Here is a 24420-nt window from a genome sequence, read left to right on the forward strand (position 1 = left end):
GTGTCAGACGTCGATATCGTCGAGAAGCCCTTACGGGGCAGAAGCAAGGGCTTCTATGCAGATGGGTTAATTCTTATAGATAAGCGAATCTCTACTATCATTGAAAAAGCCTGCATACTTGCTGAAGAACTAGGGCACCATCACACGAGCTTTGGCGATATTCTTGACCAAAGCGACATACATAAACGAAAGCAAGAGCTTCGCGCCAGGCAGTGGGCATATCAGTGTATGCTGCCCTTAGACCAGATCGTCCAAGCCCATCATGCCCGAATCTCAGGCCGATATGATCTTGCCGAATACCTAGGGGTAACAGAACAATTTCTCCAGTCAGCCATTGACCGCTACACGGAGAAGTTTGGTCTATCTGTCCGAGCGGATGAACGACATATCATATTTTTTGATCCACTGGGAGTCATTGAATCAACTGCGTAGCTTTCGAGATGCGCTTATTACTAGTGGCTTCTCATACCCAAAAACAGAACATACGTTCTTTAAAGGAGGTGTTTTTCATGTAATTGGAAATATAAAAATCCATTATCAATGCTTAGAAAGGAAGAATGACATGGCTTGGAATGAACATCTAGGAGGCAACAAGTATAAAATTGTTGAGCGAGATCCCTCAAAGGCATCCAGACCGAAAAGGTCTGTTACTGTCTACATGCCAGAAGAGATCGCACGTTCAAAATCAGACAAGAAAAGAGAATCCTGGCTTGCGCTTGAAGAAGCTAAATGGAGTGAACAAGTAATTGCAGGAAAGGCAGTCAAACAGGAGGACATCACTTTCAAGGATTTTATTCAAAAATGGGAGAAAGGCTACGCTGCCGGGAATATGGGCGAATACACGCAGAACGTGAATCTGTATAATCTCAACAAATATGTAGTTCCGGAGTTTGGCCATCTGAAAATAAGTAAAATAACAACCCTGCAGCTCGTCACCTTCTTTGGAGAACTGAAGCGCGAGAACGGAGAAGAGTTCGCTACCAATTCGAAATTGAATATCTACAAAGCGGCGAAGTCTGTTTTTGACGCTGCCCATGATTGGGAGCTGATTGCGAAGAACCCAATGGCTGGCGTTAAGAGACCACAAACCAGCAAGAAGGAAAAGAAAGTTATGCGCGGTGTGAAGAAGGCATTCAATAGTTCGGAGACAGAAACGATCCTGCTGGCTCTATACGACCTTCCAGATAGATGGAGGCTCTATTTTACCGGTTCCCTTCTTGGAGGGTTTAGACGAGGCGAATACTTGGCCGTGGAATGGCCAGATGTGGATTATGATCGAGGAGCTATCTGGATTGATAAGCAAATCACGTTCGATAAGGACGGTAAAAAGATTGAAGGTGAAGTCAAAACAGAGGAATCCGAAGGCTGGGTTGCCATGCCGAAGTGGTACATGGCCCAGCTCAAAGAATACGAACGGATATGGAAGAAAGAGAAATTCCAATGTAAAGATTGGGCTGGAGAGAACAAGTCATATGTATTCCATAGCGGTAAGGGTGTCATGTACTTCCCTACGACCCCCACAAGCACCTGGAGGAAGTTTTTGCAGAAGAAAGGTATTCCTCATGTTAAACTGCATGGACTTCGTCACACAGCAGCTATGCTGCTTAGAGAAAGCGGAGCCGACCTTAAAACTATGCAGGAGCGATTGAGGCATACCAAGATCGGAACAACTGCGGATATTTACACCCATTCGTCTGACATGATCTCCAGAGAGGCAGCAGACCGTTTAGAGGTGTTTGATCCTAAAAGATTGCGATTTGCCCCATGAGTTGCCCCATAAACAAAAATAGTCTGTCATTTGTCGAATTTAGGGTAAAGAAAAAACCCTTGTGGCCCAAGGGTTTTAGGTGTTGCACAGTATAAAGCGGGTGATGGGAATCGAACCCACGCTATTAGCTTGGAAGGCTAAAGTTCTACCATTGAACTACACCCGCAAAATAAAAAAAATCGGGATGACACGATTTGAACATGCGACCCCCTGGTCCCAAACCAGGTGCTCTACCAAGCTGAGCTACATCCCGATACTTATGAAAATAATGGCGCGCCCTGAGAGATTCGAACTCCCGGCCTTTTGATTCGTAGTCAAACGCTCTATCCAGCTGAGCTAAGGGCGCAAATATTGGAGCGGAAGACGGGAATCGAACCCGCGACCCTCGCCTTGGCAAGGCGATGCTCTACCGCTGAGCCACTTCCGCAAAACATATGGTGCGGTCGAGAGGACTCGAACCTCCACGGGGGGTTAGCCCACACGGACCTGAACCGTGCGCGTCTGCCAATTCCGCCACGACCGCAAAATATAATGGTGAGTCATGAAGGGCTCGAACCTTCGACACCCTGATTAAAAGTCAGGTGCTCTACCAACTGAGCTAATGACTCGTAATGAAATGGCTGGGGATATAGGATTTGAACCTATGCATGACGGAGTCAAAGTCCGTTGCCTTACCGCTTGGCTAATCCCCATTAAAAAATCATGGGGCGATCGAGGGGAATTGAACCCCCGAATGCCGGATCCACAAACCGGTGCGTTAACCACTTCGCCACGATCGCCATAGAGTAAGCCATTCATCCACTAAGAGTATCTTAGTATTAGCAACTGCATCTATAATATACATTCTATCACAAATTCAGATGTAAATACTAAAAATGGTGCCGGCGAGAGGACTTGAACCCCCAACCTACTGATTACAAGTCAGTTGCTCTACCAGTTGAGCTACACCGGCACGGTGTATATTTAATTAAAAATGGCGGAACCGACGGGATTCGAACCCGCGATCTCCTGCGTGACAGGCAGGCATGTTAGGCCAACTACACCACGGTTCCATAGTACTTTCTCAAGGAAAGTTAATTGCGGGGGCAGGATTTGAACCTGCGGCCTTCGGGTTATGAGCCCGACGAGCTACCGGGCTGCTCCACCCCGCGTCGTTATAAAGTTATATGGTGGAGGCTGAGGGGATCGAACCCCCGACCCTCTGCTTGTAAGGCAGATGCTCTCCCAGCTGAGCTAAGCCTCCGTAATATGACCCGTAGGGGATTCGAACCCCTGTTACCTCCGTGAAAGGGAGGTGTCTTAACCCCTTGACCAACGGGCCTTGCTAAAAAAATTATCTGGCGGAGAGAGAGGGATTCGAACCCTCGAGACGCTTGTGACGCCTACACGATTTCCAATCGTGCTCCTTCGGCCAGCTCGGACACCTCTCCATATGGCTCCCCGAACAGGGCTCGAACCTGTGACAACTCGATTAACAGTCGAGTGCTCTACCAACTGAGCTATCAGGGAATGGTGGAGCCAAGCGGGATCGAACCGCTGACCTCCTGCTTGCAAGGCAGGCGCTCTCCCAGCTGAGCTATGGCCCCATACACTGTGTATTTCTTTGTTGTGGTCTTGCTATGGGCCCTGGTGGACTCGAACCACCGGCCTCACCCTTATCAGAGGTGCGCTCTAACCAACTGAGCTAAGGGCCCTTATATATCCCTTATTCCTTGGCAAGGGGGGCAAAAAAAATACCCCAAAGGGAAATCGCTTGGCGGCGTCCTACTCTCCCAGGACCCTGCGATCCAAGTACCATCGGCGCTAGAGGGCTTAACGGTCGTGTTCGGGATGGGTACGTGTGGAACCCCTCCGCCATCGCCACCAAACGCGTAGCTTACATTTCAGAGTGTTGTTCTCTGAAAACTAGATTCGAAACGAAACACGCGAATTATCACTTGCTATTGGATAAGCCCTCGACCGATTAGTACTGGTCAGCTCCATGCATTGCTGCACTTCCACCCCCAGCCTATCTACCTCGTCGTCTTCAAGGGGTCTTACATACTGGGAAATCTCATCTTGAGGGGGGCTTCACGCTTAGATGCTTTCAGCGTTTATCCCGTCCGTACATAGCTACCCAGCGGTGCTCCTGGCGGAACAACTGGTACACCAGCGGTACGTCCATCCCGGTCCTCTCGTACTAAGGACAGCTCCTCTCAAATTTCCTACGCCCACGACAGATAGGGACCGAACTGTCTCACGACGTTCTGAACCCAGCTCGCGTACCGCTTTAATGGGCGAACAGCCCAACCCTTGGGACCTACTTCAGCCCCAGGATGCGATGAGCCGACATCGAGGTGCCAAACCTCCCCGTCGATGTGGACTCTTGGGGGAGATAAGCCTGTTATCCCCAGGGTAGCTTTTATCCGTTGAGCGATGGCCCTTCCATGCGGTACCACCGGATCACTAAGCCCGACTTTCGTCCCTGCTCGACTTGTAGGTCTCGCAGTCAAGCTCCCTTATGCCTTTGCACTCTTCGAATGATTTCCAACCATTCTGAGGGAACCTTTGGGCGCCTCCGTTACTCTTTAGGAGGCGACCGCCCCAGTCAAACTGCCCACCTGACACTGTCCCCGCACCGGATTACGGTACCAGGTTAGAACCTAGATACGATCAGGGTGGTATCCCAACGTTGCCTCCACGCAAGCTGGCGCTCACGCTTCAAAGGCTCCCACCTATCCTGTACAGATCGTACCCAAATTCAATATCAAGCTGCAGTAAAGCTCCATGGGGTCTTTCCGTCTTGTCGCGGGTAACCTGCATCTTCACAGGTATTAAAATTTCACCGGATCTCTCGTTGAGACAGCGCCCAAGTCGTTACGCCATTCGTGCGGGTCAGAATTTACCTGACAAGGAATTTCGCTACCTTAGGACCGTTATAGTTACGGCCGCCGTTTACTGGGGCTTCGGTTCACAGCTTCGGATTGCTCCTAACCACTCCCCTTAACCTTCCAGCACCGGGCAGGCGTCAGCCCGTATACTTCGCCTTACGGCTTCGCACAGACCTGTGTTTTTGCTAAACAGTCGCTTGGGCCTTTTCACTGCGGCCCCCTCGTGCTATTCACACTACCGGGGCACCCCTTCTCCCGAAGTTACGGGGTCATTTTGCCGAGTTCCTTAACGAGAGTTCTTCCGCGCGCCTTAGAATACTCTTCTCGCCTACCTGTGTCGGTTTGCGGTACGGGCACCTTCACCTGGCTAGAGGCTTTTCTTGGCAGTGTGAGATCATGACCTTCGCTACTACAATTTTCGCTCCCCATCACAGCTCAGCCTTACAATGTGCGGATTTGCCTACACATCAGCCTCACTGCTTAGACGGACATCCATCAGTCCGCGTCACTACCCTACTGCGTCCCCCCATTGCTCATAACGGCTTACGGTGGTACAGGAATTTCGACCTGTTGTCCTTCGACTACGCCTTTCGGCCTCGCCTTAGGTCCCGACTTACCCTGAGCGGACGAGCCTTCCTCAGGAACCCTTAGGCTTTCGGCGGATCAGATTCTCACTGATCTTTTCGTTACTCATACCGGCATTCTCACTTGTATAATGTCCAGCGCTCCTTACGGTACACCTTCAACCCTTATACAACGCTCCCCTACCCCTGATGCAAAGCATCAAGCCATAGCTTCGGTGGTGTGTTTAGCCCCGTTACATTTTCGGCGCAGAGTCACTCGACCAGTGAGCTATTACGCACTCTTTCAATGGTGGCTGCTTCTAAGCCAACATCCTGGTTGTCTGTGCAACTCCACATCCTTTCCCACTTAACACACACTTGGGGACCTTAGCTGATGGTCTGGGCTGTTTCCCTTTTGACAATGGATCTTAGCACTCACTGTCTGACTCCCGGAAGTAAGTCTATGGCATTCGGAGTTTGACTGAGCTTGGTAACCCTTGCGGGCCCCGCACCCAATCAGTGCTCTACCTCCACGACTCTGTTTTCCGAGGCTAGCCCTAAAGCTATTTCGGGGAGAACCAGCTATCTCCGAGTTCGATTGGAATTTCTCCGCTACCCCCACCTCATCCCCGCATTTTTCAACATGCGTGGGTTCGGGCCTCCAGTGCGTGTTACCGCACCTTCACCCTGGACAGGGGTAGATCACCCGGTTTCGGGTCTACGTCCACGTACTCAGTCGCCCTATTCAGACTCGCTTTCGCTGCGGCTCCGGCTCTTCACCTTAACCTTGCACGGGAACGTAACTCGCCGGTTCATTCTACAAAAGGCACGCCATCACCCCTAAAACGGGCTCTGACTTTTTGTAAGCACACGGTTTCAGGTTCTATTTCACTCCCCTTCCGGGGTGCTTTTCACCTTTCCCTCACGGTACTGCTTCACTATCGGTCGCTAGGAAGTATTTAGCCTTGGCAGATGGTCCTGCCGGATTCATACGGGGTTTCACGTGCCCCGCACTACTCGGGATCCGTCTCGGAGGGAACAGACTTTCAACTACAGGGCTTTTACCTTCTTTGGCGGGCCTTTCCAGACCTCTTCGCTTAACCGGTTCCTTTGTAACTCCATGTGAGACGTCCCACAACCCCAAAGAGCAAGCTCTCTGGTTTGGGCTTCTCCGCGTTCGCTCGCCGCTACTGACGGAATCACTATTGTTTTCTCTTCCTCAGGGTACTTAGATGTTTCAGTTCCCCTGGTATGCCTCTACACAACCTATGTATTCAGTTGTGAGTAACTGGAAATTACCCCAGCTGGGTTTCCCCATTCGGACACCCCCGGATCAAAGCTTGCTTACAGCTCCCCGAGGCAGTTTCGTTGTTCGCCACGTCCTTCATCGGCTCCTAGCGCCTAGGCATCCTCCGTGTGCTCTTAGTAGCTTAACCATTTTGTTCCGGTTTTGACTGCTCGCTTCCCTTGTTTTGCTTGCGCAAAGCCAAAAGTCGCTCCCATCCAATACCATCACAAAAGCAATTTGACTACCGTTTTTATTGAAACTTGTTTAACACAAGTTCAGCTAAAAAGGAATGTTCTAATTCGCGTTTGTTTCGTTTCGATATCTAGTTTTCAAAGAACAAGCTCCATGCAAAAGCAAGCTGTTTGAGAGTTTGAGCTCTCAAAACTGAGCAACGAGTGAGTAGTTTGCTCTTCATTTCATCCACACCGAAGTGATGGACCGAAATGAATCGCTGTGCAGGTTCGAAGAACCTGCTTATTTGAATGTTTCCACTCGGGAAACGATTCTCCATAGAAAGGAGGTGATCCAGCCGCACCTTCCGATACGGCTACCTTGTTACGACTTCACCCCAATCATCTATCCCACCTTCGGCGGCTGGCTCCTTGCGGTTACCCCACCGACTTCGGGTGTTATAAACTCTCGTGGTGTGACGGGCGGTGTGTACAAGACCCGGGAACGTATTCACCGCGGCATGCTGATCCGCGATTACTAGCAATTCCGACTTCATGCAGGCGAGTTGCAGCCTGCAATCCGAACTGAGACCGGCTTTGTTGGGATTGGCTCCATCTCGCGATTTCGCAGCCCGTTGTACCGGCCATTGTAGTACGTGTGTAGCCCAGGTCATAAGGGGCATGATGATTTGACGTCATCCCCACCTTCCTCCGGTTTGTCACCGGCAGTCTATCTAGAGTGCCCACCCGAAGTGCTGGCAACTAAATATAAGGGTTGCGCTCGTTGCGGGACTTAACCCAACATCTCACGACACGAGCTGACGACAACCATGCACCACCTGTCTTGAATGTTCCGAAGAAAAGGTACATCTCTGCACCGGTCATTCAGATGTCAAGACCTGGTAAGGTTCTTCGCGTTGCTTCGAATTAAACCACATACTCCACTGCTTGTGCGGGTCCCCGTCAATTCCTTTGAGTTTCAGTCTTGCGACCGTACTCCCCAGGCGGAGTGCTTAATGTGTTAACTTCGGCACCAAGGGTATCGAAACCCCTAACACCTAGCACTCATCGTTTACGGCGTGGACTACCAGGGTATCTAATCCTGTTTGCTCCCCACGCTTTCGCGCCTCAGCGTCAGTTACAGCCCAGAGAGTCGCCTTCGCCACTGGTGTTCCTCCACATATCTACGCATTTCACCGCTACACGTGGAATTCCACTCTCCTCTTCTGCACTCAAGTCACCCAGTTTCCAGTGCGATCCGGGGTTGAGCCCCGGGATTAAACACCAGACTTAAATGACCGCCTGCGCGCGCTTTACGCCCAATAATTCCGGACAACGCTTGCCCCCTACGTATTACCGCGGCTGCTGGCACGTAGTTAGCCGGGGCTTTCTTCTCAGGTACCGTCACCTTGAGAGCAGTTACTCTCCCAAGCGTTCTTCCCTGGCAACAGAGCTTTACGATCCGAAAACCTTCATCACTCACGCGGCATTGCTCCGTCAGGCTTTCGCCCATTGCGGAAGATTCCCTACTGCTGCCTCCCGTAGGAGTCTGGGCCGTGTCTCAGTCCCAGTGTGGCCGATCACCCTCTCAGGTCGGCTACGCATCGTCGCCTTGGTGAGCCGTTACCCCACCAACTAGCTAATGCGCCGCAGGCCCATCCCCAAGTGACAGATTGCTCCGTCTTTCCAGTTTCCTTCAGGCGAAGAAAACAATTATTCGGTATTAGCTACCGTTTCCGGTAGTTGTCCCAAACTTGAGGGCAGGTTGCCTACGTGTTACTCACCCGTCCGCCGCTAACCATCAGAGAAGCAAGCTTCTCTTCAAGTCCGCTCGACTTGCATGTATTAGGCATGCCGCCAGCGTTCGTCCTGAGCCAGGATCAAACTCTCCAATAAAGTATTGAAAAGAGCGATAAGCTCATTTTGAATCTGACGAGATTAAAATCTCATTTGTGCTCCAGCCGATTCAAGCCAAGGCTTGTCTCGAACTTTCGCGTTCATTCTGCAAGCAGAATGTTTACTCACTCGTTGTTCAGTTTTCAAAGATCAAACTTGTTTTTGTTACCGAATGTCGTTCTCTTCAGCAACTCTTATATAATATCATGTCCGAACCAACTTTGCAAGCTTTTTTTAAGTTTCTTTCGAAGCTTATTTCATTTGCTTGCCGCACCGTGTAAACCGTGTTTTCTTGGCCGGAATTAGAATATATCATGTACAGATTTCAATTGCAAGTCTTTTTTTAAAAAATGATAATCACCCACAACATCGGTACCATATGTAATCTGACGCTCCTGTACATACAAATAACTCTCAGCCCCCCTATTACATTGCTTCTAATATACACATCCATTAAACATAACCAGGGAAGTCACTTCCACTGCGATTGCAGTGAACAATTTCTTGTGACTAGCCCCGGGTTTATCGGGATCTCAGTTTTCTTTCCTTCTATAATAGATAAGAAAGTATATTCCTTGGGCACAGCTTGCACACTCCGCTTCACTTCTCAGTGCTTACAATATGCGCTTACCAAGTAACGAAGCGATCAGTTCCACACCAAGCCTTGCCGTATGTCTATTATGATCAAACAACGGATTCACCTCAACCAGTTCCATCGACGTAACTTGATTTGTGGAAGCAAGTATCTCCAATGCGTAATGTGCCTCTCGGTAATTCAAACCACCCGGTACTGGGGTGCCTACACCCGGAGCTTCCCGCGGATCCAGACAATCCATGTCAAAACTGACATGAATACCATCTGTCCCTTTTCCCGCTGTAGCTACTGCTTGCTCAATAACTTGCTGTATTCCCATACGGTCAATATCATGCATCGTAAATGCTCGGATTCCCAGTCCCTTAATCTGCTCTTTCTCATACTCATCCAAATCACGCAGACCAATATAGACCAAGTTGGACGGATCAATAAACGCGCCTGCTCCAGCAATGTGTGACAGATTGAATGCAGTATGCCCCAAGGATGCAGCCACGCTCATCCCATGCATATTACCGGACAAGCTACGTTCTTCCGTATTCAAGTCTGCATGCGCATCAAACCAGATCACACCCAAATTCGAATAATGCGCTGTTAGCCCGGCAAAAGTACCAATCGCCACACTATGATCTCCCCCAAGCACAAGTGGAAAAGCCCCCTCCTCTACTGCGCCTGATACTTCACTACACACCTTCTGACTGACCTGACGTACCTCATTTAAATGTTTTACACGATTCCGCTCAATAGTGGCAGCCGGTTCAGAAGGACAATCTACCCGCACTTCTTTGGAAAGCACTAGCCCAAGACTCGCAATCTCCCGCTTCAGTCCAGCTGTAATCAATTCATCAGGCCCCAACTCTGCTCCACCTCTTGCTCCACCGAGTCCAAAAGGAACCTTAATGATAGCAATATTACGTCGCACAGATGTTTGACTTGTATCAATAGAAGTATCTTTTATTCCACCATGTACATCATCATCATTTTTCATCTAGGTCAGCTCCCTCATTGTTGATCAACACCTGCTCAATTCTCTCCAGTGCCCAATCAATCTCGGACTCTTTAATCGTCAGTGGTGGAGCAAACCGAATGATCGTTTCATGGGTTTCTTTACATAGCAAACCAGCAGACATCAATCGCTCACAATAGGGACGTGCTGATTCATGCAGCTCAACACCAATAAATAACCCTCTGCCCCGAACTTCCCGTATGGCTGAACTGCGAATATCTCGAAGTCTTTTCATAAAATAGTTCCCCAGACTCTCCGATCGCTCGGCAAGCTTCTCATCTTCAAGAACTTTCAGAGCTGCTATAGCCACGGCGCAGGCTAGTGGGTTACCCCCAAACGTAGAACCATGAGACCCCGGCTCAAACAAATCAAGTATCTCCGCATCAGCAGCGATAGCCGAGATGGGCATGACTCCTCCCCCCAGCGCTTTGCCCATAATCCAGATGTCTGGTTCAACCCCTTCCCAGTCGGAGGCAAAACGGCGACCCGTTCTTCCAAATCCGGTCTGGATCTCATCAGCTACAGTCAACACCTGCTGACTCTTACACAGAGCAAAGGCTTTAGCCAAATATCCATCAGGCGGGATGACGATTCCTGCTTCGCCCTGAATAGGCTCTACAAGAAAACCAGCCGTATTTGGCGTAATGGCCTTTTTCAGCGCTTCAATGTCTCCATAGGGAATAATCCGGAATCCAGGTGTGAACGGTCCAAAATCTTTTTTATACTCCGCTGAAGAAGAAAAGGACGTAACCGTCAGAGTTCTTCCATGAAAGTTACCAGAGCATACGATAATCTCGGCTTGATTTTCCGGTACACCTTTGCAACGATAAGCCCATCTACGTACCGCCTTCACCGCAGTCTCCACCGCTTCCGCTCCTGTATTCATGGCGAGAATCTTCGATTTCCCCGTGAATTGTGAGAGTTTCTGATAAAAAAGAGAAGCGGAGCTGCTGTGGAATGCCCGTGATGTCAGCGTAACCTGATCTGCCTGATCCTTGAGCGCCTGTATGATCACAGGATGTCTATGACCATGATTCAATGCAGAGTATGCACTTAACATATCCATATAACGGCGGCCTTCAGGGTCTTCCACCCATACCCCTTCCGCCTGTTCAATAACAATAGGGAGCGGGTGATAATTAGGTGCAGCATAACGCTCCGACCAATCCATTAACATTTTGGAATCTGACATACACACCCAACACCTTTCCAAAATATTGTATACAAAATACAATAACAATGTATGCGATGCCATCGCCATTTACGACTACATCCCTCTTTTTCCACTCCAGCCTAATCCAAGCCTTTCTCGAATCCAATCCTTTATCCATAGTTAGCGAGAAGTAGAAAGTCTACGTTCCAACCAAGAGAGTAAATTAGCCAGTGTAAATGTAATTATAAAATAGAGGCCAGCGGCAACAAGCAGCGGAGCAAGCGGCTGGAACGTAACACCCTGAATCGTTCTGGCCGTGTATATAATCTCGGCTATGCCGATCATGGAGACAAGCGAAGAATCTTTAATGATAATAATGAATTCATTACCGATGGCTGGAAGCATGTTACGAAAAGCCTGCGGCAGTATAATATAACGAAGTGTCATACCATGTGTCATACCAAGGGAGCGCGAAGCCTCGGTCTGTCCTTTATCAATCGCTTGAATCCCGGCCCTAAACACCTCCGCCATATAAGCGGAGCTGTTCATCGTGAGAGCTACCACCCCCGACATAAATGCCGGCAAGTTCACACCCACAACCGTCAGACCATAATGAATAATAAGAATCTGTACCAGCATTGGTGTTCCTCGAATGAGTTCAATATACGCCGAAGCCACAAATTTAATTGGCCATATTCGGGATATTCGCATTAATGCCATGATCACACCAAGTAACGTACCAAACAATACACCGAAGAAGGAAAGTTCCAGCGTGACCCACGCACTTCGTGCATAATCCTGCCAATGTTCTAATAGAAAGGAAAAATCTAAATTCACGGCATATCCCTCACTCGTCCGGTTTATTCGCCGAGCATCTCATTCGCTTCAACGACGAACCGTTCAATATCTCCGTTCGTTTTGAGCTTTTCCAATGTAGTGTTGATCTGATCCAGCAGCTTCTGATTACCTTTCTTCACCGCGATGGCCGAACCACCCTCATCTTCAGCCTGTTCAATCTCTACATTCGCAACAACAAGCCCCTCTTGGTTCTTCACATACTGTTCAGCCACTGGCTTCTCCAGGATGAGTGCGTCTACACGCCCCGTCTGCAACTCCAGAATCAGTTCAGGTATTTTGGCCAGAGAAGTGAGCTTTGCTCCCTCTATTTCCTGAGCGATGCCTTCCTGAATGGAACTCTTTTGTACGCCAACCTGCTTGCCTGATAGATCATCCATGGACTTTAATGCCGTATCTTCCCCTTCTCTAACAAGTACAGCCTGCTCTGCATAATAGTAGATATCCGTAAAATCAACATTCTTCTTTCGTTCTTCGGTAGGGGTTAAGCCTGATATCACAAAATCAACCTTATCTGTACCAAGGGCCATAAGAAGGCCATCAAAGTCCATGTCCTCAATCTTCAGCTCGGCTCCCAGATCAGCCGCAATTGCTTTGGCAATCTCGATGTCAAAACCTACAATGGTATCTTTACCATCAATTTTCTTATGAAATTCATAGGGTGCATAGTCCGCACTCGTTCCAAGTACAATGACTTCCTTTTCCTCAGAGCTACTACCCGAAGACGAAGTAGCGTCCGATTCGGTTCCTGTCGTTTTTTCCTGACCACATGCGGACATGATTACAACGATTAACAACAGCATCATTGGCAACAATACTTTTCTCACACAGCATACCCCTATTCTTTTTTTAGACTGAGTAGCATAATGATAAATTTGTATACAATATACATAAGACAATATATGGACTTATATGTAAGTAATACTAACAAACATTCTGATTTATCACAATCATTTTTTAAACAATTATACGCTCTAATTCCATAAAATGTTCTATATATAACACGGCATTTACATCGGCTGAAACATGAAGTTTGCTTGCCCAACTTCCCCCTCGGTGTTAAGATGATAAAAACTTGAAACGCCTGAACGGCGCGCACAGTACGGCCTCAAACCCATCTATTCATTCACTATACATAGAAAGGAGGATTCGGTATGGAGGTACCCAAATACCGGTCCTTGAAAGATCACGTATACGATTACATTGCCCAGAAGATTCAGGACGGGACGTTACTTCCCAACCAGAAGATCAACGAGGCCGAAATATGCAAAAAGCTGGACATCAGTCGCACGCCTACTCGGGAGGCCCTTTTCCAGCTGGCTTCAGACAATCTGCTGCAATACATCCCACGCAGGGGATTTATTGTCACTCCTTTTGATGCAGGCAAAAAACTGGAGTTCTCCCAAGCGATCGGTGTGCTGGAGGCACTCGCTGCCACACTTGCAGCAGACCATCTCAGACCATCTGAACTTTTGGAGATGGAAACTCTCGTTGTCCGAATGGACGAAGATATCAGCCAACTTGATCTTGCTGCCTACAACAAGAACCAATATCAGTTCCATAATCTGTACATTCAGCGATGTGGTAACGCCACAGTCATTGAGATGTTAAACACATTGAAGAACAGTTTCATCCGGCAGTCGTATGTTAGTGATAATAAGCCAAAGCTATCTGAGGTACTGCTCGAAGTTAATGAAGAGCACCGGCAAATTCTAAGTGCTTTTCGAGCCAAGGATAAGAGCCAACTGGAAGCCCTGCTCAAACACCACTGGCGGATTATCGACAACGATATGCTGTAGTACCTTCTGTCGAAACAAAACAAAGACAACCCACACTAATGTGTGAGTTGTCTTTTCCTATTTTTCTTTTTTGACCTCCAACGGTGCCCTTGCTTCAAAAACAGCATACCCCAACTTTTTGCCGTATTTCGCGAGCAACCGATCATTGGTTTGACTCATTTGCTGCATACGTTCATCTTCAAACCAATTCATATCGATCTCACGATGTGGATCATGATCAACGCCCCATTTTCCCATAGATCGCGAATGTTCCTTGACCTCTACCTTGGTGAAACCACACTGTTTCAGGCGTTTTCTCCATGCTGTCGCCGTTACCAGGGTTCGTATACCGTAAAATTGCTTTAATCTGCGATACATCAATTCGGTCTTCTGGCCTGATAGAACCATCTCCCGATCTACCAAAAGTCCAGCGGGCTTCAACACTCTTCTATACTCAGTTAGCGCACTCCGCCATGGGGTAAAGATTGTAACCGACTCCACGAATACCATATCAAAATGATTTTCCGGAAAAGGTAACGATGTTACATCCGCCTGAACAAATCGAACATCCACCCGTTCTCGTCTTGCTCGCCGAACGGCCTTATCCAGCATCTGGCGATTAAGATCAATCGCTGTTACTTGATAACCCCTTTTAGCCAGGTAACACGCAGTCCTCCCAGTCCCACATCCTATCTCAAGGATATGACTATCCACAGGCAGAGATAAACTCTCCAGCAACTTCAGCGTTGCCATAAATCCTCCGGGATGGGCACTCCCCTCCCCTAACCGAGCCAGCATGTCATGATAATCCACGCGACATCCCCTCCTCACTCCTCCCAGTGTATGGAATTAACTCAAAAACGGCTCCTCCCTATTCGATTTCCCGGGTACTCGTCCATACCAATTGGTCTTCTTTTTACTATGATATACAAACCGTTGAATTCAAGCGGCAACCGCATCTAATGAGGAGGATTTGCATGTACAGAATTAATCGAGTATGTGAAGAAACGGTTTCTCCGCACGTTGGACGTTCCGTTTGTCTCGTTATGAAAGACGGTAAGCATATGTATGGTACGCTTAGTCAATGTCGTGATGGCAAAGTTTATTTGAACGGATGTTTCGAGGGACCACGTCTATGTTCAGTCAAGTCCAAACAACAGCTGGTAAAAAGCAGCAAGAAAAACGCTGTTGCATCAAAAAAAGTTAAATCTTCAGCCTACGGTCGATATGGATACGGTCGCGGTTATGGCTATGGAGCAGGAGCAGGGATCGAACTGGCTCTGGTAGCAACTCTGTTTTTGCTGCCATTCCTGTTCATTTAAAACTCAAATCTGATAGCGGTAAAATTGTAGTCATAATAAAGACCCTTTTTGCTATAAGCAAAAAGGGTCTTTATTTTTTTCATGTGATTCTCGTCATTTACATTATATTTTCTGTTAAAAAATGATACAAAAAAAGGCATTCGCTAAAACGAATGCCGGGAACTTCATATTTAATACCCTTACCTTCGCACAGGGTGTCAATTTGATCTTAAAAAAAAACACCTCGTTAGAGGCGGGTAAGCTATGTTAAATCCGATTTCCTTTAGGCATCGTTTTCAGATTACTATTCGAATTCTCAAGCAATGGTAGCATCCTAGTCGTGCTGACCATCTCAGAAGCACATATCGGACAAGTAGGTACGTTATCAAACGCAAAATTGTCCCGCATCCATCCTTTGCACGTATCACTCGTACATTCCCAGATTGCCGCATCAGCTTGTGGAATCTCTTCCAACGGTTTTTTGCGATTATACATGACTTCTACCCCCTTTGTTATGGAAAAACATCTAACCGACGTTATTTCACAGAAGCCTACACTTAGCGGAAGTTTCACGTCCCACCAGACCCTGCCTCGACAACTAATGGGTCGACTTTTATATAACTGATCAAAAAAAAGAAGCTGCCTTTACCATTATAACATGTTAAAGGCAGCTATGCTTTAATTACAGTTTTACAACTTCTTCTGCTTGAGGACCACGGTTTCCTTGTACAATTTTAAATTGCACGCGTTGACCTTCGTCCAGCGTTTTGAAGCCTTCGCCTGTAATAGCGCTGAAGTGTACGAATACATCTTCTCCGCCTTCAACTTCGATGAAACCGAAGCCTTTATCAGCGTTGAACCATTTTACTGTTCCGTTTTGCATGTGAATTACACCTCCAAATAAAGATTAACATGTTCCTTTGTTCTTTGCAGCAAGCAAATAAAAATTCACACATTGAAAAAGGTACCAGTCATAAACCTATAAGTGATCGCCCTTTACAATATATGAATTAGGTTTTCCACTCTCTACAACTTGTTTTTATTATAACTCCATTTCAGCCAAAAAGCAAATCTTTGTATTTTCTTTTCAAACAGCTTTGGAAATACATGTTATTAACACGCGTGGGGCCAGGGTTCATAACGCTTATGTGCCTGGTCGCTTGTGTACGGTCTTATGAAAGGATATGCAGATCTAATCCATCTTATACATTTTTTATATAATATTCTGACATGCATATCCAACACAACCAATGAATCATCTTACTCCAGTATAACACACTATGTCCATGCCCACATAAATGCATCCCGATCCCAGGCGATCTGCCCACGATGAAGCTTTCGGAAAGCTTTCTTCACTTCTTTGGTCAATGATGTATTGCCGTTCTCGTTCACAAAAACAAACTCTTCGCCAAAATGGGTCTTCACATATTCTATGGCAGCTTCCTGATGAAGTGTTCCTGTGAATTTAATCTCCTGTACCATCCATTCTGCTACACCTTGTGCTGTCTTCTCCACTATATCACCTACTGTCTAAACCTAATGTACGGATATGCAGACCTCGTATCATGAACATATCTGTCTTCCCGCCAGACTGAAGTATACCATGATCCAACTGCTGACGGGAAACTGTATGATAACTACTTTTAAGCAATACCCGCAATACCCTTAATGAACAACCGTATTTGCTTGCCCACTCCCTTTGGATGGAATAGACGAATTTGTTCGAATGCTCCACACTAACCATGCACAGTAAGCAATCAGTACTGCCAGTATAAACAGATCGTAAGGAAGTGTACCTGTGTCCTCCAGATCATTCGCTAGAAATTGAATCAGATTATGTATGAAATGAAAAAATATAAGCGGTACGATATTGCCGTTCTTCAGCATCAATAGCGCCAGTACAGCTCCCAGGAGCAGCGCATAGATCAATTGCATGATCGTATCCGTCATATCCTGACCAGACAATGCGTTCAGCAGATGTGTAATCGAAAACAATATGCTGGAGGTCACAACTGCGGCCACTGCACTTTTTTGAAGCAATGTTTTGAAAATAAGTCCACGATAGATCGTTTCCTCTACAAAAGCTACGAGCAAGGTAAAAAAGATGAAAAAAGCTACTCTAGACAAGCTCGGCTCCCCAAATCCTTTCAGGGAAAGTGTACCCAGTACAAGGAGTAGTGGAATATAATACTTTGCGTGGCCAGCCGGGATACTTCGCAAAGATCGGAAGCCAGTCTCTCCCCACTTGCGTCTTAACGTCAGATAGATCATCAGAACAATTGCGATGGGTGTAAAGGAAATGAGTACAGGGGAAGTGTAGTCCAGTTGTTTTATCGTCGCAATGGCTCCTGCAGCAAATACGGCTAACAAGAGAAGTAGCTCAATAATCACAACGGTGAGCACAGGTTTGCGCTCGGAAAAGGAATGTTTTGGCTTGGATTGCGGATTAATCATACATTTCCCTACCTCGTTTCATTTACTTTTTTTCGTTGTCATATGAATTTATATGCCAATATAGTTGTATCACATCATCCGAATATTGAATATCCCTATTATGGATAAAACTATAAAAGTAACAAAAAAGAGACTTATCCTGACTTCTTTTCCCCTAAAATCAGGTATGGCTTATACCTTTATCTGTCCATTATAGTATTACAAGAGTTCAATGCTGCAGGGGTGTGGCGACTCTCCAACGTCATATATCTATGAAGTACCCATTAACGATAGTTTTACAATGCATAATGAAATCAGGGGGATACTATGAAAGCATTCTTTCAGCGCTGGGGGCATTTACTGGCTATTCTGTGCATACCGCTCCAAGGCTCCATTTACGTATTTCTAGGCAGTAACACCGGAAGTGATGTCTTCTACAATTATGCCTGGATTGATACACAGATTCCTTTTCTCAAAGAATTTATTTATCCGTACATTAGCTGGATGCCCATTCTGTATCTTGGATTTCTCTATTTGGGTCTGACGAACAAGTCGCTATTCTGGCGTACGTTGATTACCTATAATGTTGGTGTCATGGTTGCCAATGTCTGTTTTGCGGTGTTCCCTACCCATGTCCCACGTCCGGAGGTCGGCGGAACTGATCTGAGCAGCGTGTTAGTGCAGTTTATCTATACAAATGATGCGCCCTTCAACTGTTTCCCAAGTGTTCATGTTCTGACCAGCTATTTGCTGTTTATTGTGATTAACAGACACTTGAACTTTAGGCCTTTGGCACGGATTTCTTGGTCGGTATGGCTATGGTTGATTATTGCATCAACGGTGTTTGTAAAACAGCATTCCTTGCTGGACATCGCTGGAGGCATTTTGTTTGCTGAGGCGGCGTATTGGACTGTACATGTCTTTGCTCTTCGTCTTGGGCAGGCACGAAAAAAAAGCAAGCAGCCACTCACAGCTTCTAATCCAAGCAGTCATGTATAACGACATTTATATATGTAACAGGTGGGATGATGATCCTGTTATACAGCAAAAGAGGGCATAGGCCCTCTTTTTTTGTACTCATTTAATTAAACCTACTTATATAGAAGAACTTTATTTGGGTTGGACTACGCGTTTCATACTATAGGTGGCCGTTCATGAAGAAGGTCAGACGGTGGACTTCCGGTTATACGTTTGAATATGCGGTAAAAATAAGACAGATCCCGGTAGCCGAGAAATTCGGCAATTTCCTGGATGGAGAGTTGTGACTCAGTGAGCAGATATATGGCTCGTTTCATCCGTTGATCATGGACATATTGACTGATGGTCTGATTTGTCATGCTTTTGAATAATGCAGCAGCATAATTGGGCGTTTTATTGATCTCGTCCCCGAGTTCTTCCTTCGTCACTTTCTCCCGATAATGCCGCTCAATATACCGCTTCATCCGTTCAACATGATTATGCCTCTCCGGCGGGATGACTCCACGATCAAGCTCCCTGTTCATATAAATCAACACTTCCATCAATAAGGCTTGGCTCATCATGACATAATAAGACGGACGCTCCTGCCATTGTTGATAAATAGCGCTCATGCGTTGATGGATCAGCTCGTAACATCCAGGTTTATGCCGCAAAGCCTCATACCGTTCCAGTGCAGGCAGAGTTTCCGTATGGTCGCGTTGCAGTTGAATTACAATCTGTGTATGCGTTACTGTAGGAATACTTTTTCCGTAATATGGGACGCCACCTGGAATGAGGAGCAATTCACCCTTTTCCATGATCTGTTTATCACCGTTCACCCAATATACACATTTTCCATAAGTAACCAAGCTAAGCCGCCAAGTTTCTTGAGATTGCACAGCTTCTTCGTACCAACCGACACCATTAATATGTCGTACTTCAAGTGGAGTGACCATAACACACCTCATTATCGGACTATACTCTAATCATTGTACTATAGTTCATACCCTGATTCGACAGAAAACGCTACAATACACATATAAGCTTAAATATGAGGAGGAAATTAGCATGTTAAAAACAAAAATTATTTGTACCATGGGACCTGCTTGTGACTCAATCGAATTGTTAAAAGTAATGATTCAGGAAGGTATGACCGTTGCCCGTCTGAACATGGCTCATGGCGAACTGGAAGATCACGTTACACGGATTAACAATATCCGCAAAGCAGCTTCCGAACTGAACACCTATGTACCGATCATGATGGACATCAAAGGGCCGGAAGTACGTATCGGTAAACTGAAAGAAGCATCCTGCCATCTGCAAGCTGGTAAAGAGCTGATCCTGACTACCGAGGAAATTCTTGGTGACGCTGAGCGTATCTCGGTAAACTATCCAGAACTGAACCTCGTTGTGAAACCTGGCGATCGTATCCTCATCGATGATGGCCTTGTGGATCTGACTGTACTGTCTGTGGAAGGATCCGATATCCATTGTAAAATCATCAGTGGCGGCATTCTGAAACCACGCAAAGGGGTTAACTTGCCAGGAATCAAAACGACATTGCCAGGTGTAACCGAGCGTGACGTTATGCACATCGGATTTGGGATCGAAAACGATATCGAAATTATCGCAGCATCCTTTGTTCGTAAAGGCGATGACATCCGTGAAATCCGCAGCATTTTGAAAGAGCGCGGTGTAGACCACGTACAGATCATCTCCAAAATCGAAAACCAGGAAGGTATGACGAACCTGGACGATATTATTGAAGCATCTGACGGTATCATGGTAGCTCGTGGAGATCTCGGGGTTGAAGTTCCGATCGAAGACGTACCAATGATGCAAAAAGAAATGATCGATAAATGTAACCGCGCTGGTAAACCGGTTATCGTAGCTACACATATGCTGGAGTCCATGCAAGTGAACCCACGCCCTACTCGTTCCGAGGTAAGTGACGTGGCAAACGCTGTACTTCAAGGTGCTGACGTTGTGATGTTGTCCGGTGAATCAGCTGCTGGTAAATATCCGGTACAATCCGTACGCACGATGGCTGCTGTTGCTCGCCGTGCTGAAACAATGATCGATTACAAAGAGCAATTCGCACAAAAATCGGCTCAACAGATCGCTGATATTACTGAAGTTATCAGTCAGGGCGCTGTAAGTTCTTCCCTCGTACTGAATGCAAAAGCAATCATCACTTCGACTGAGAGTGGATTCACAGCACGCATGATTTCCAAATATCGTCCAAAAGCGCCAATCATCGCAGTTACACAACATGAAGAAGTATTGGCGAAAATCTGCCTGCTCTCCGGTGTTATTCCGGTTATGGGCGACAAAGTAACCACAACGGATGAAATGTTCGAGTCTGCTACTCGTAACGCAATCAAAACAGGTTATATCGAAAAAGGTGACATCATTGTATTGTCCGCCGGTGTTCCAATCGGTCAATCCGGTAATACAAACCTGATCAAAGTTCAACAAGTCTAATTCAATAGCTGAAACTGAAGCTATAGATCTTAGCTATATACAGAAATACAAAAATCCACCGAGAGCAGAAATGCATCCCGGTGGATTTTTTGTTAGATATGTGTGTAATGATCGTGATGTTACAACAAATGATTCCGAAATTATAGATTCCGCGAGTAATCAACCAGATCCTGTGACATCGTGTTGATCTCATCCATTGAAGCATTCACCTGCTGTGTCAGGGCAGCCTGATTTTGCGTTAACGTGGACATATTACCGATATGTTCAAGAATTTGATCAATCAGTGTTTTCATCTTCTGCATGCTATCTTCGATATTTACCGTAGCCTCTGAACTGTGATCAGCCAGTTTCCGCACTTCACCTGCAACGACGCCAAATCCCAGTCCCAGCTCTCCCGCACGTGCAGCTTCAATTGCTGCATTCAACCCCAGCAGATTGGTCTGACTGGCAATCTCTCGAATAAACACGGTGATATTCTTCGTATCATCTGCACTGCTTTTCACTTGAATGGCTGCATCGGCAGATAACTCCTGTGCAGTAACCAGATCCTGTGCCTGATCGGTAATTGAGTTGATTCCACGTACCATCTCGCCAATGGACTCCGACAATTGTTTTGTTTTCAAATTCATGGCTTCCACGATCTGTTCCTTATTCTTCTCATGGGTAACATCTCGAATGGTTCCAGCTACACGGAGTGGTACTCCATCCTGATCCCTAATGGTCTCCCCACCCGCGTGATACCAACGATACTCCCCGTCTTTGCGTTGCAGACGATAATCCAGATCGTACGGCGTACGACCACTGTAATCGTTCATATGTCTGGCAAATTCGTTGATCGTCCGATCATGGTCTTCCGGATGAAGTCGGCTGCTCCAGCTGCTGAACACATTCGGGAAATCCTGCTCGTCTTTAAACCCTAATTCTCTACGGAACTGGGGTGACCACCAAAATTCATTGTTCGGATTAACTACATCTCCAGCCACAACGGTCATATCCCACGGTGCCTCCACCAAGGCTCGGTTAACCAGATCATATCGGGTAACGAGTGCTTCCAGCTCATCAGACTTGCTCTTCTCCTCATGAATATCAAACATGATGCCCAGAAGTTTGACCGGAACGCCAGCCTGATTTCGGATGACTTGTCCAAGGCATCGGAACCAGCGGATTTCTCCACTTTTTGTAATCATACGACTGATGACGTTATAGGCAGTTGTTGCTCTTGTGTCATTCACATGTTTCATAATCTCCTGCACCAGTTGGGGTCTGTCATCCGGATATATCGATTTGGCCCAGCTTGCAAATGAATCGGGATAATCCTTGGAACTATGGAATCCTAACATTTGGCGGAATTCCTTCGAAAATGCCACAACATTATTGTTATCCAGTGGATCACCTGCAACAATTTCAGATTCCCATAATCCCACATTCATTGCCTGATTCAGCATTCTAAGACGCATTTCCACAGCTTCGTTTTGTGTTTTCATCATATGTACTGCTTTTTTGATATTATTAGCTATTTCATCATTATCCTGAAATTCAATGCCATCTTCAATCCATGCGTCATAGTTGCCCTTTTCTGCATTTGCTACGAGTTTACGACTATACTCCAGTAAATTTTGATGTGCATCTATACGAATTTGTTTGGTCGATTCAGTACGTTTACGAAACATGTTCATTTCTCCTCTTAGGTCATATGATATATATTTCGACATTATCAGACATTAAATGTAGAGCAATGGTCTTAAATATGTATAAAAAAACAAGAACCAGTGCTGAATCAGCATTGGTTCTTGTTTTAAATGCTCTTTATTTTTTATAATCATAAATCTTAAATGACTGCCTCTTACCCGCTACCAGCCAAAATTCAATGTTTTCCCCGTTTCCACCCAAGTTTTGATGCTGCTCAGGATCATCCACCAGCTGCTCTGTGCACTCGCAAAGGAAGGATGGTTTTCTGTAAATTGATCATTGATCAGCGTCAGCTTCGTACACTCCCCCACAGTCTCCAACTGGAAGACCACTCTGGATTGAAGCTCGGCATGATTGGCATGGTATGACGGTCCGGGATGCTCCTGATAACTAAGTCTGGACAACGGTTCAAATTCCAATATATCTCCGTACACATGGACAGTCTCCGCACCATCATTACCTGGCCCTACATAAGCAAACGGTTGACCTGGTTGGAAATTGGTGCGAAGTTCACTACCGAAAAAGCTGTTCCGTGTGCCGTCTGGTGATATTAGAGCATTCCACACATCTTCCAGTCCTGCATTGATATAAAATTCATATTTCAGTTCCATGGACTCACTCCCTTTATGTATTGGATAAGCGATCTATCAACCTCGCACTCCTATCCTATCGTTATACCCCAAAGACCGTATTGTAAAAACGCGACATCAGGTAAAATATAAGCTCTTTATGTTTTCGGAATGTTATACCCTGATCCAAACGGATTGCGCCCATATAGTGCTTTCTCAGAAGATCAGATATACTAAACTGGAATGAAATAACAGGAGTTGTTCAAGGTGATGAGACAGAATCAGAAAGGAAATGAGACATGAGCCAATCAACGAATATTATGGGCATCCCTTTTCCCAATGTAACGATGAATCAAACGGTTGCAATCCTTGGTGAAGTCGTAGATCAGGAAAGTACTGAACTATTCCATGTCATCACAGGCAATCCCGAGATTGTTATGTCCTGTCAACAGAATGCCTCTCTTCGCGAGGTTGTCGATCAAGCCGGGTTGGTCACAGCTGACGGTGCCGGCATTGTAATGGTATCCCGTTTTCGGGGCGGACAATTGACTGAACGGGTAACGGGTTGTGATCTGCTGTTTCGTTTATTGGAGGAAGGCGATCAAAAACAATGGTCATTCTACATGCTGGGAGCAGAGGAAAGCGTAAGTGAACAGGCCGTGAAAGTTATTGCGCAGCGTTACCCCGGAGTTATCGTAAAAGGTAGACACCATGGTTATTTCCAGGCAGATGAGGAACAACAGATTGTGGAAGAGATTCGTACTGCTCAACCAGACTTTCTTATCGTTGCTCTTGGCGCCCCCCATGCGGAACACTGGATTAATAAGTATCGCCACCAGTTGAACGCTCGTGTAGCCATAGGTGTTGGAGGCAGTCTCGATATCGTGGCAGGCAAAACCAAACGTGCCCCTGCGATATGGCAGAAGCTTAACCTGGAATGGCTCCATCGCCTCCTCAGTCAACCTTCGAGATGGCGCAGGCAACTCATTTTACCCCGCTTTGCTGTGCAGGCATTGTTGTTCAGAGAACCTAAATAATGTGAGATGAG

General features: G+C 46.5%; 19 protein-coding genes, 17 tRNA genes and 3 rRNA genes. 7 read left to right on the forward strand and 32 right to left on the reverse strand.

Going from position 1 to position 24420, the window contains the following annotated elements:
- Both NSQ38_RS03430 and NSQ38_RS03435 read left to right on the forward strand, forming a co-directional pair.
- The gene (locus tag NSQ38_RS03430) at positions 1-432 is read left to right on the forward strand and encodes an ImmA/IrrE family metallo-endopeptidase (RefSeq protein WP_339787130.1); all 432 of its coding nucleotides are present in this window, start codon (positions 1-3) and stop codon (positions 430-432) included.
- The gene (locus NSQ38_RS03435; RefSeq protein WP_339787134.1) at positions 416-1768 is read left to right on the forward strand and encodes a site-specific integrase; all 1353 of its coding nucleotides are present in this window, start codon (positions 416-418) and stop codon (positions 1766-1768) included. Before NSQ38_RS03430 ends, NSQ38_RS03435 begins: the two co-directional genes overlap by 17 nt.
- Before the next feature lie 95 nt (positions 1769-1863).
- On the opposite strand, the gene NSQ38_RS03440 is transcribed toward NSQ38_RS03435, so the two are convergent.
- From NSQ38_RS03440 to NSQ38_RS03555, 24 genes are all read right to left on the reverse strand, one after another.
- A tRNA-Gly gene (locus NSQ38_RS03440) sits at positions 1864-1934 on the reverse strand.
- 13 nt (positions 1935-1947) lie between these two features.
- A tRNA-Pro gene (locus NSQ38_RS03445) sits at positions 1948-2021 on the reverse strand.
- Positions 2022-2037: 16 nt separating this feature from the next.
- Positions 2038-2114: transfer RNA gene (locus tag NSQ38_RS03450), tRNA-Arg, on the reverse strand.
- 6 nt (positions 2115-2120) lie between these two features.
- Positions 2121-2195: transfer RNA gene (locus NSQ38_RS03455), tRNA-Gly, on the reverse strand.
- Between the two features lie 8 nt (positions 2196-2203).
- A tRNA-Leu gene (locus NSQ38_RS03460) sits at positions 2204-2291 on the reverse strand.
- A gap of 9 nt (positions 2292-2300) precedes the next feature.
- A tRNA-Lys gene (locus tag NSQ38_RS03465) sits at positions 2301-2376 on the reverse strand.
- Between the two features lie 9 nt (positions 2377-2385).
- A tRNA-Gln gene (locus NSQ38_RS03470) sits at positions 2386-2460 on the reverse strand.
- An 11-nt stretch (positions 2461-2471) separates the two neighbouring features.
- Positions 2472-2547 (reverse strand) — tRNA-His (locus tag NSQ38_RS03475).
- A gap of 97 nt (positions 2548-2644) precedes the next feature.
- Positions 2645-2720, reverse strand: a tRNA-Thr gene (locus NSQ38_RS03480).
- Between the two features lie 22 nt (positions 2721-2742).
- Positions 2743-2820, reverse strand: a tRNA-Asp gene (locus tag NSQ38_RS03485).
- Between the two features lie 25 nt (positions 2821-2845).
- A tRNA-Met gene (locus NSQ38_RS03490) sits at positions 2846-2919 on the reverse strand.
- Positions 2920-2935: 16 nt separating this feature from the next.
- Positions 2936-3011, reverse strand: a tRNA-Val gene (locus NSQ38_RS03495).
- A 6-nt stretch (positions 3012-3017) separates the two neighbouring features.
- Positions 3018-3089 (reverse strand) — tRNA-Glu (locus NSQ38_RS03500).
- A gap of 17 nt (positions 3090-3106) precedes the next feature.
- A tRNA-Ser gene (locus NSQ38_RS03505) sits at positions 3107-3198 on the reverse strand.
- A gap of 3 nt (positions 3199-3201) precedes the next feature.
- A tRNA-Asn gene (locus NSQ38_RS03510) sits at positions 3202-3277 on the reverse strand.
- Position 3278: 1 nt separating this feature from the next.
- Positions 3279-3354, reverse strand: a tRNA-Ala gene (locus NSQ38_RS03515).
- Between the two features lie 34 nt (positions 3355-3388).
- Positions 3389-3462: transfer RNA gene (locus NSQ38_RS03520), tRNA-Ile, on the reverse strand.
- 57 nt (positions 3463-3519) lie between these two features.
- Positions 3520-3636 (reverse strand): 5S ribosomal RNA (rrf, locus tag NSQ38_RS03525).
- A gap of 75 nt (positions 3637-3711) precedes the next feature.
- Positions 3712-6637: ribosomal RNA gene (locus tag NSQ38_RS03530) — 23S ribosomal RNA — on the reverse strand.
- A gap of 365 nt (positions 6638-7002) precedes the next feature.
- Positions 7003-8555, reverse strand: a 16S ribosomal RNA gene (locus NSQ38_RS03535).
- Together the 16S, 23S and 5S rRNA genes with 17 tRNA genes alongside form the textbook arrangement of a ribosomal RNA operon.
- Positions 8556-9169: 614 nt before the next feature.
- Positions 9170-10135 (reverse strand): arginase, encoded by a 966-nt coding sequence (gene rocF / locus NSQ38_RS03540; protein ID WP_339787136.1) that lies wholly within the window; start codon positions 10133-10135, stop codon positions 9170-9172.
- Entirely contained in the window at positions 10125-11345 is a 1221-nt protein-coding gene (locus NSQ38_RS03545) for an ornithine--oxo-acid transaminase (protein WP_339787140.1), read from the reverse strand. Before NSQ38_RS03545 ends, rocF begins: the two co-directional genes overlap by 11 nt.
- A gap of 141 nt (positions 11346-11486) precedes the next feature.
- On the reverse strand, positions 11487-12143 hold the full coding sequence (locus tag NSQ38_RS03550) for an amino acid ABC transporter permease (protein WP_338590123.1): 657 nt from the start codon (positions 12141-12143) through the stop codon (positions 11487-11489).
- A gap of 23 nt (positions 12144-12166) precedes the next feature.
- Positions 12167-12988 carry an ABC transporter substrate-binding protein gene (locus NSQ38_RS03555; protein ID WP_339787142.1) on the reverse strand — a complete coding sequence of 274 codons (822 nt, stop codon included), beginning with the start codon at positions 12986-12988 and terminating at the stop codon, positions 12167-12169.
- Between the two features lie 327 nt (positions 12989-13315).
- On the opposite strand from NSQ38_RS03555, the gene NSQ38_RS03560 reads away from it, so the two are divergent.
- The gene (locus NSQ38_RS03560) at positions 13316-13960 is read left to right on the forward strand and encodes a GntR family transcriptional regulator (RefSeq protein ID WP_338590119.1); all 645 of its coding nucleotides are present in this window, start codon (positions 13316-13318) and stop codon (positions 13958-13960) included.
- 57 nt (positions 13961-14017) lie between these two features.
- Here the strand turns inward: NSQ38_RS03560 and NSQ38_RS03565 are convergent, their stop codons facing one another.
- Positions 14018-14752 carry a methyltransferase domain-containing protein gene (locus NSQ38_RS03565; protein WP_339787145.1) on the reverse strand — a complete coding sequence of 245 codons (735 nt, stop codon included), beginning with the start codon at positions 14750-14752 and terminating at the stop codon, positions 14018-14020.
- A 164-nt stretch (positions 14753-14916) separates the two neighbouring features.
- Here NSQ38_RS03565 and NSQ38_RS03570 point away from each other — a divergent pair, with 164 nt between their 5' ends.
- Positions 14917-15261, forward strand: a complete 345-nt coding sequence (locus NSQ38_RS03570) for a hypothetical protein (protein ID WP_091039268.1) — start codon at positions 14917-14919, stop codon at positions 15259-15261.
- A 246-nt stretch (positions 15262-15507) separates the two neighbouring features.
- Here the strand turns inward: NSQ38_RS03570 and NSQ38_RS03575 are convergent, their stop codons facing one another.
- The 4 genes from NSQ38_RS03575 to NSQ38_RS03590 form a co-directional block, all read right to left on the reverse strand.
- Entirely contained in the window at positions 15508-15735 is a 228-nt protein-coding gene (locus NSQ38_RS03575; protein WP_017691121.1) for a cold-shock protein, read from the reverse strand.
- 187 nt (positions 15736-15922) lie between these two features.
- Positions 15923-16123, reverse strand: a complete 201-nt coding sequence (locus NSQ38_RS03580) for a cold-shock protein (RefSeq protein WP_024633772.1) — start codon at positions 16121-16123, stop codon at positions 15923-15925.
- A gap of 395 nt (positions 16124-16518) precedes the next feature.
- Positions 16519-16755, reverse strand: a complete 237-nt coding sequence (locus tag NSQ38_RS03585) for a hypothetical protein (protein ID WP_339787148.1) — start codon at positions 16753-16755, stop codon at positions 16519-16521.
- Between the two features lie 150 nt (positions 16756-16905).
- Positions 16906-17694 carry a CPBP family intramembrane glutamic endopeptidase gene (locus tag NSQ38_RS03590; protein ID WP_339787150.1) on the reverse strand — a complete coding sequence of 263 codons (789 nt, stop codon included), beginning with the start codon at positions 17692-17694 and terminating at the stop codon, positions 16906-16908.
- Between the two features lie 306 nt (positions 17695-18000).
- Here NSQ38_RS03590 and NSQ38_RS03595 point away from each other — a divergent pair, with 306 nt between their 5' ends.
- Complete coding sequence (locus tag NSQ38_RS03595; RefSeq protein ID WP_339787152.1) at positions 18001-18672, forward strand: phosphatase PAP2 family protein; 672 nt, start codon at positions 18001-18003, stop codon at positions 18670-18672.
- 134 nt (positions 18673-18806) lie between these two features.
- Here the strand turns inward: NSQ38_RS03595 and NSQ38_RS03600 are convergent, their stop codons facing one another.
- Positions 18807-19586, reverse strand: coding sequence for an AraC family transcriptional regulator (locus NSQ38_RS03600; protein WP_338590109.1), 780 nt, complete (start codon positions 19584-19586; stop codon positions 18807-18809).
- A gap of 112 nt (positions 19587-19698) precedes the next feature.
- Between NSQ38_RS03600 and pyk the strand changes: the two genes are divergently transcribed.
- Positions 19699-21114 carry a pyruvate kinase gene (gene pyk, locus NSQ38_RS03605; protein ID WP_062838171.1) on the forward strand — a complete coding sequence of 472 codons (1416 nt, stop codon included), beginning with the start codon at positions 19699-19701 and terminating at the stop codon, positions 21112-21114.
- Between the two features lie 140 nt (positions 21115-21254).
- Here pyk and NSQ38_RS03610 read toward each other — a convergent pair whose 3' ends face one another.
- Together NSQ38_RS03610 and NSQ38_RS03615 are read right to left on the reverse strand one after the other, a co-directional pair.
- Complete coding sequence (locus NSQ38_RS03610; RefSeq protein WP_339787154.1) at positions 21255-22784, reverse strand: PAS domain-containing protein; 1530 nt, start codon at positions 22782-22784, stop codon at positions 21255-21257.
- Between the two features lie 180 nt (positions 22785-22964).
- Positions 22965-23414, reverse strand: a complete 450-nt coding sequence (locus NSQ38_RS03615; RefSeq protein ID WP_091039275.1) for an SRPBCC family protein — start codon at positions 23412-23414, stop codon at positions 22965-22967.
- Positions 23415-23671: 257 nt separating this feature from the next.
- Between NSQ38_RS03615 and NSQ38_RS03620 the strand changes: the two genes are divergently transcribed.
- A complete protein-coding gene (locus NSQ38_RS03620) occupies positions 23672-24409 on the forward strand; it encodes a WecB/TagA/CpsF family glycosyltransferase (protein ID WP_339787157.1) in 738 nt (245 codons plus the stop codon).
- Positions 24410-24420: the final 11 nt, after the last annotated feature.

The organism is Paenibacillus sp. FSL R7-0313, assembly GCF_037969885.1.
Classification (GTDB): domain Bacteria; phylum Bacillota; class Bacilli; order Paenibacillales; family Paenibacillaceae; genus Paenibacillus.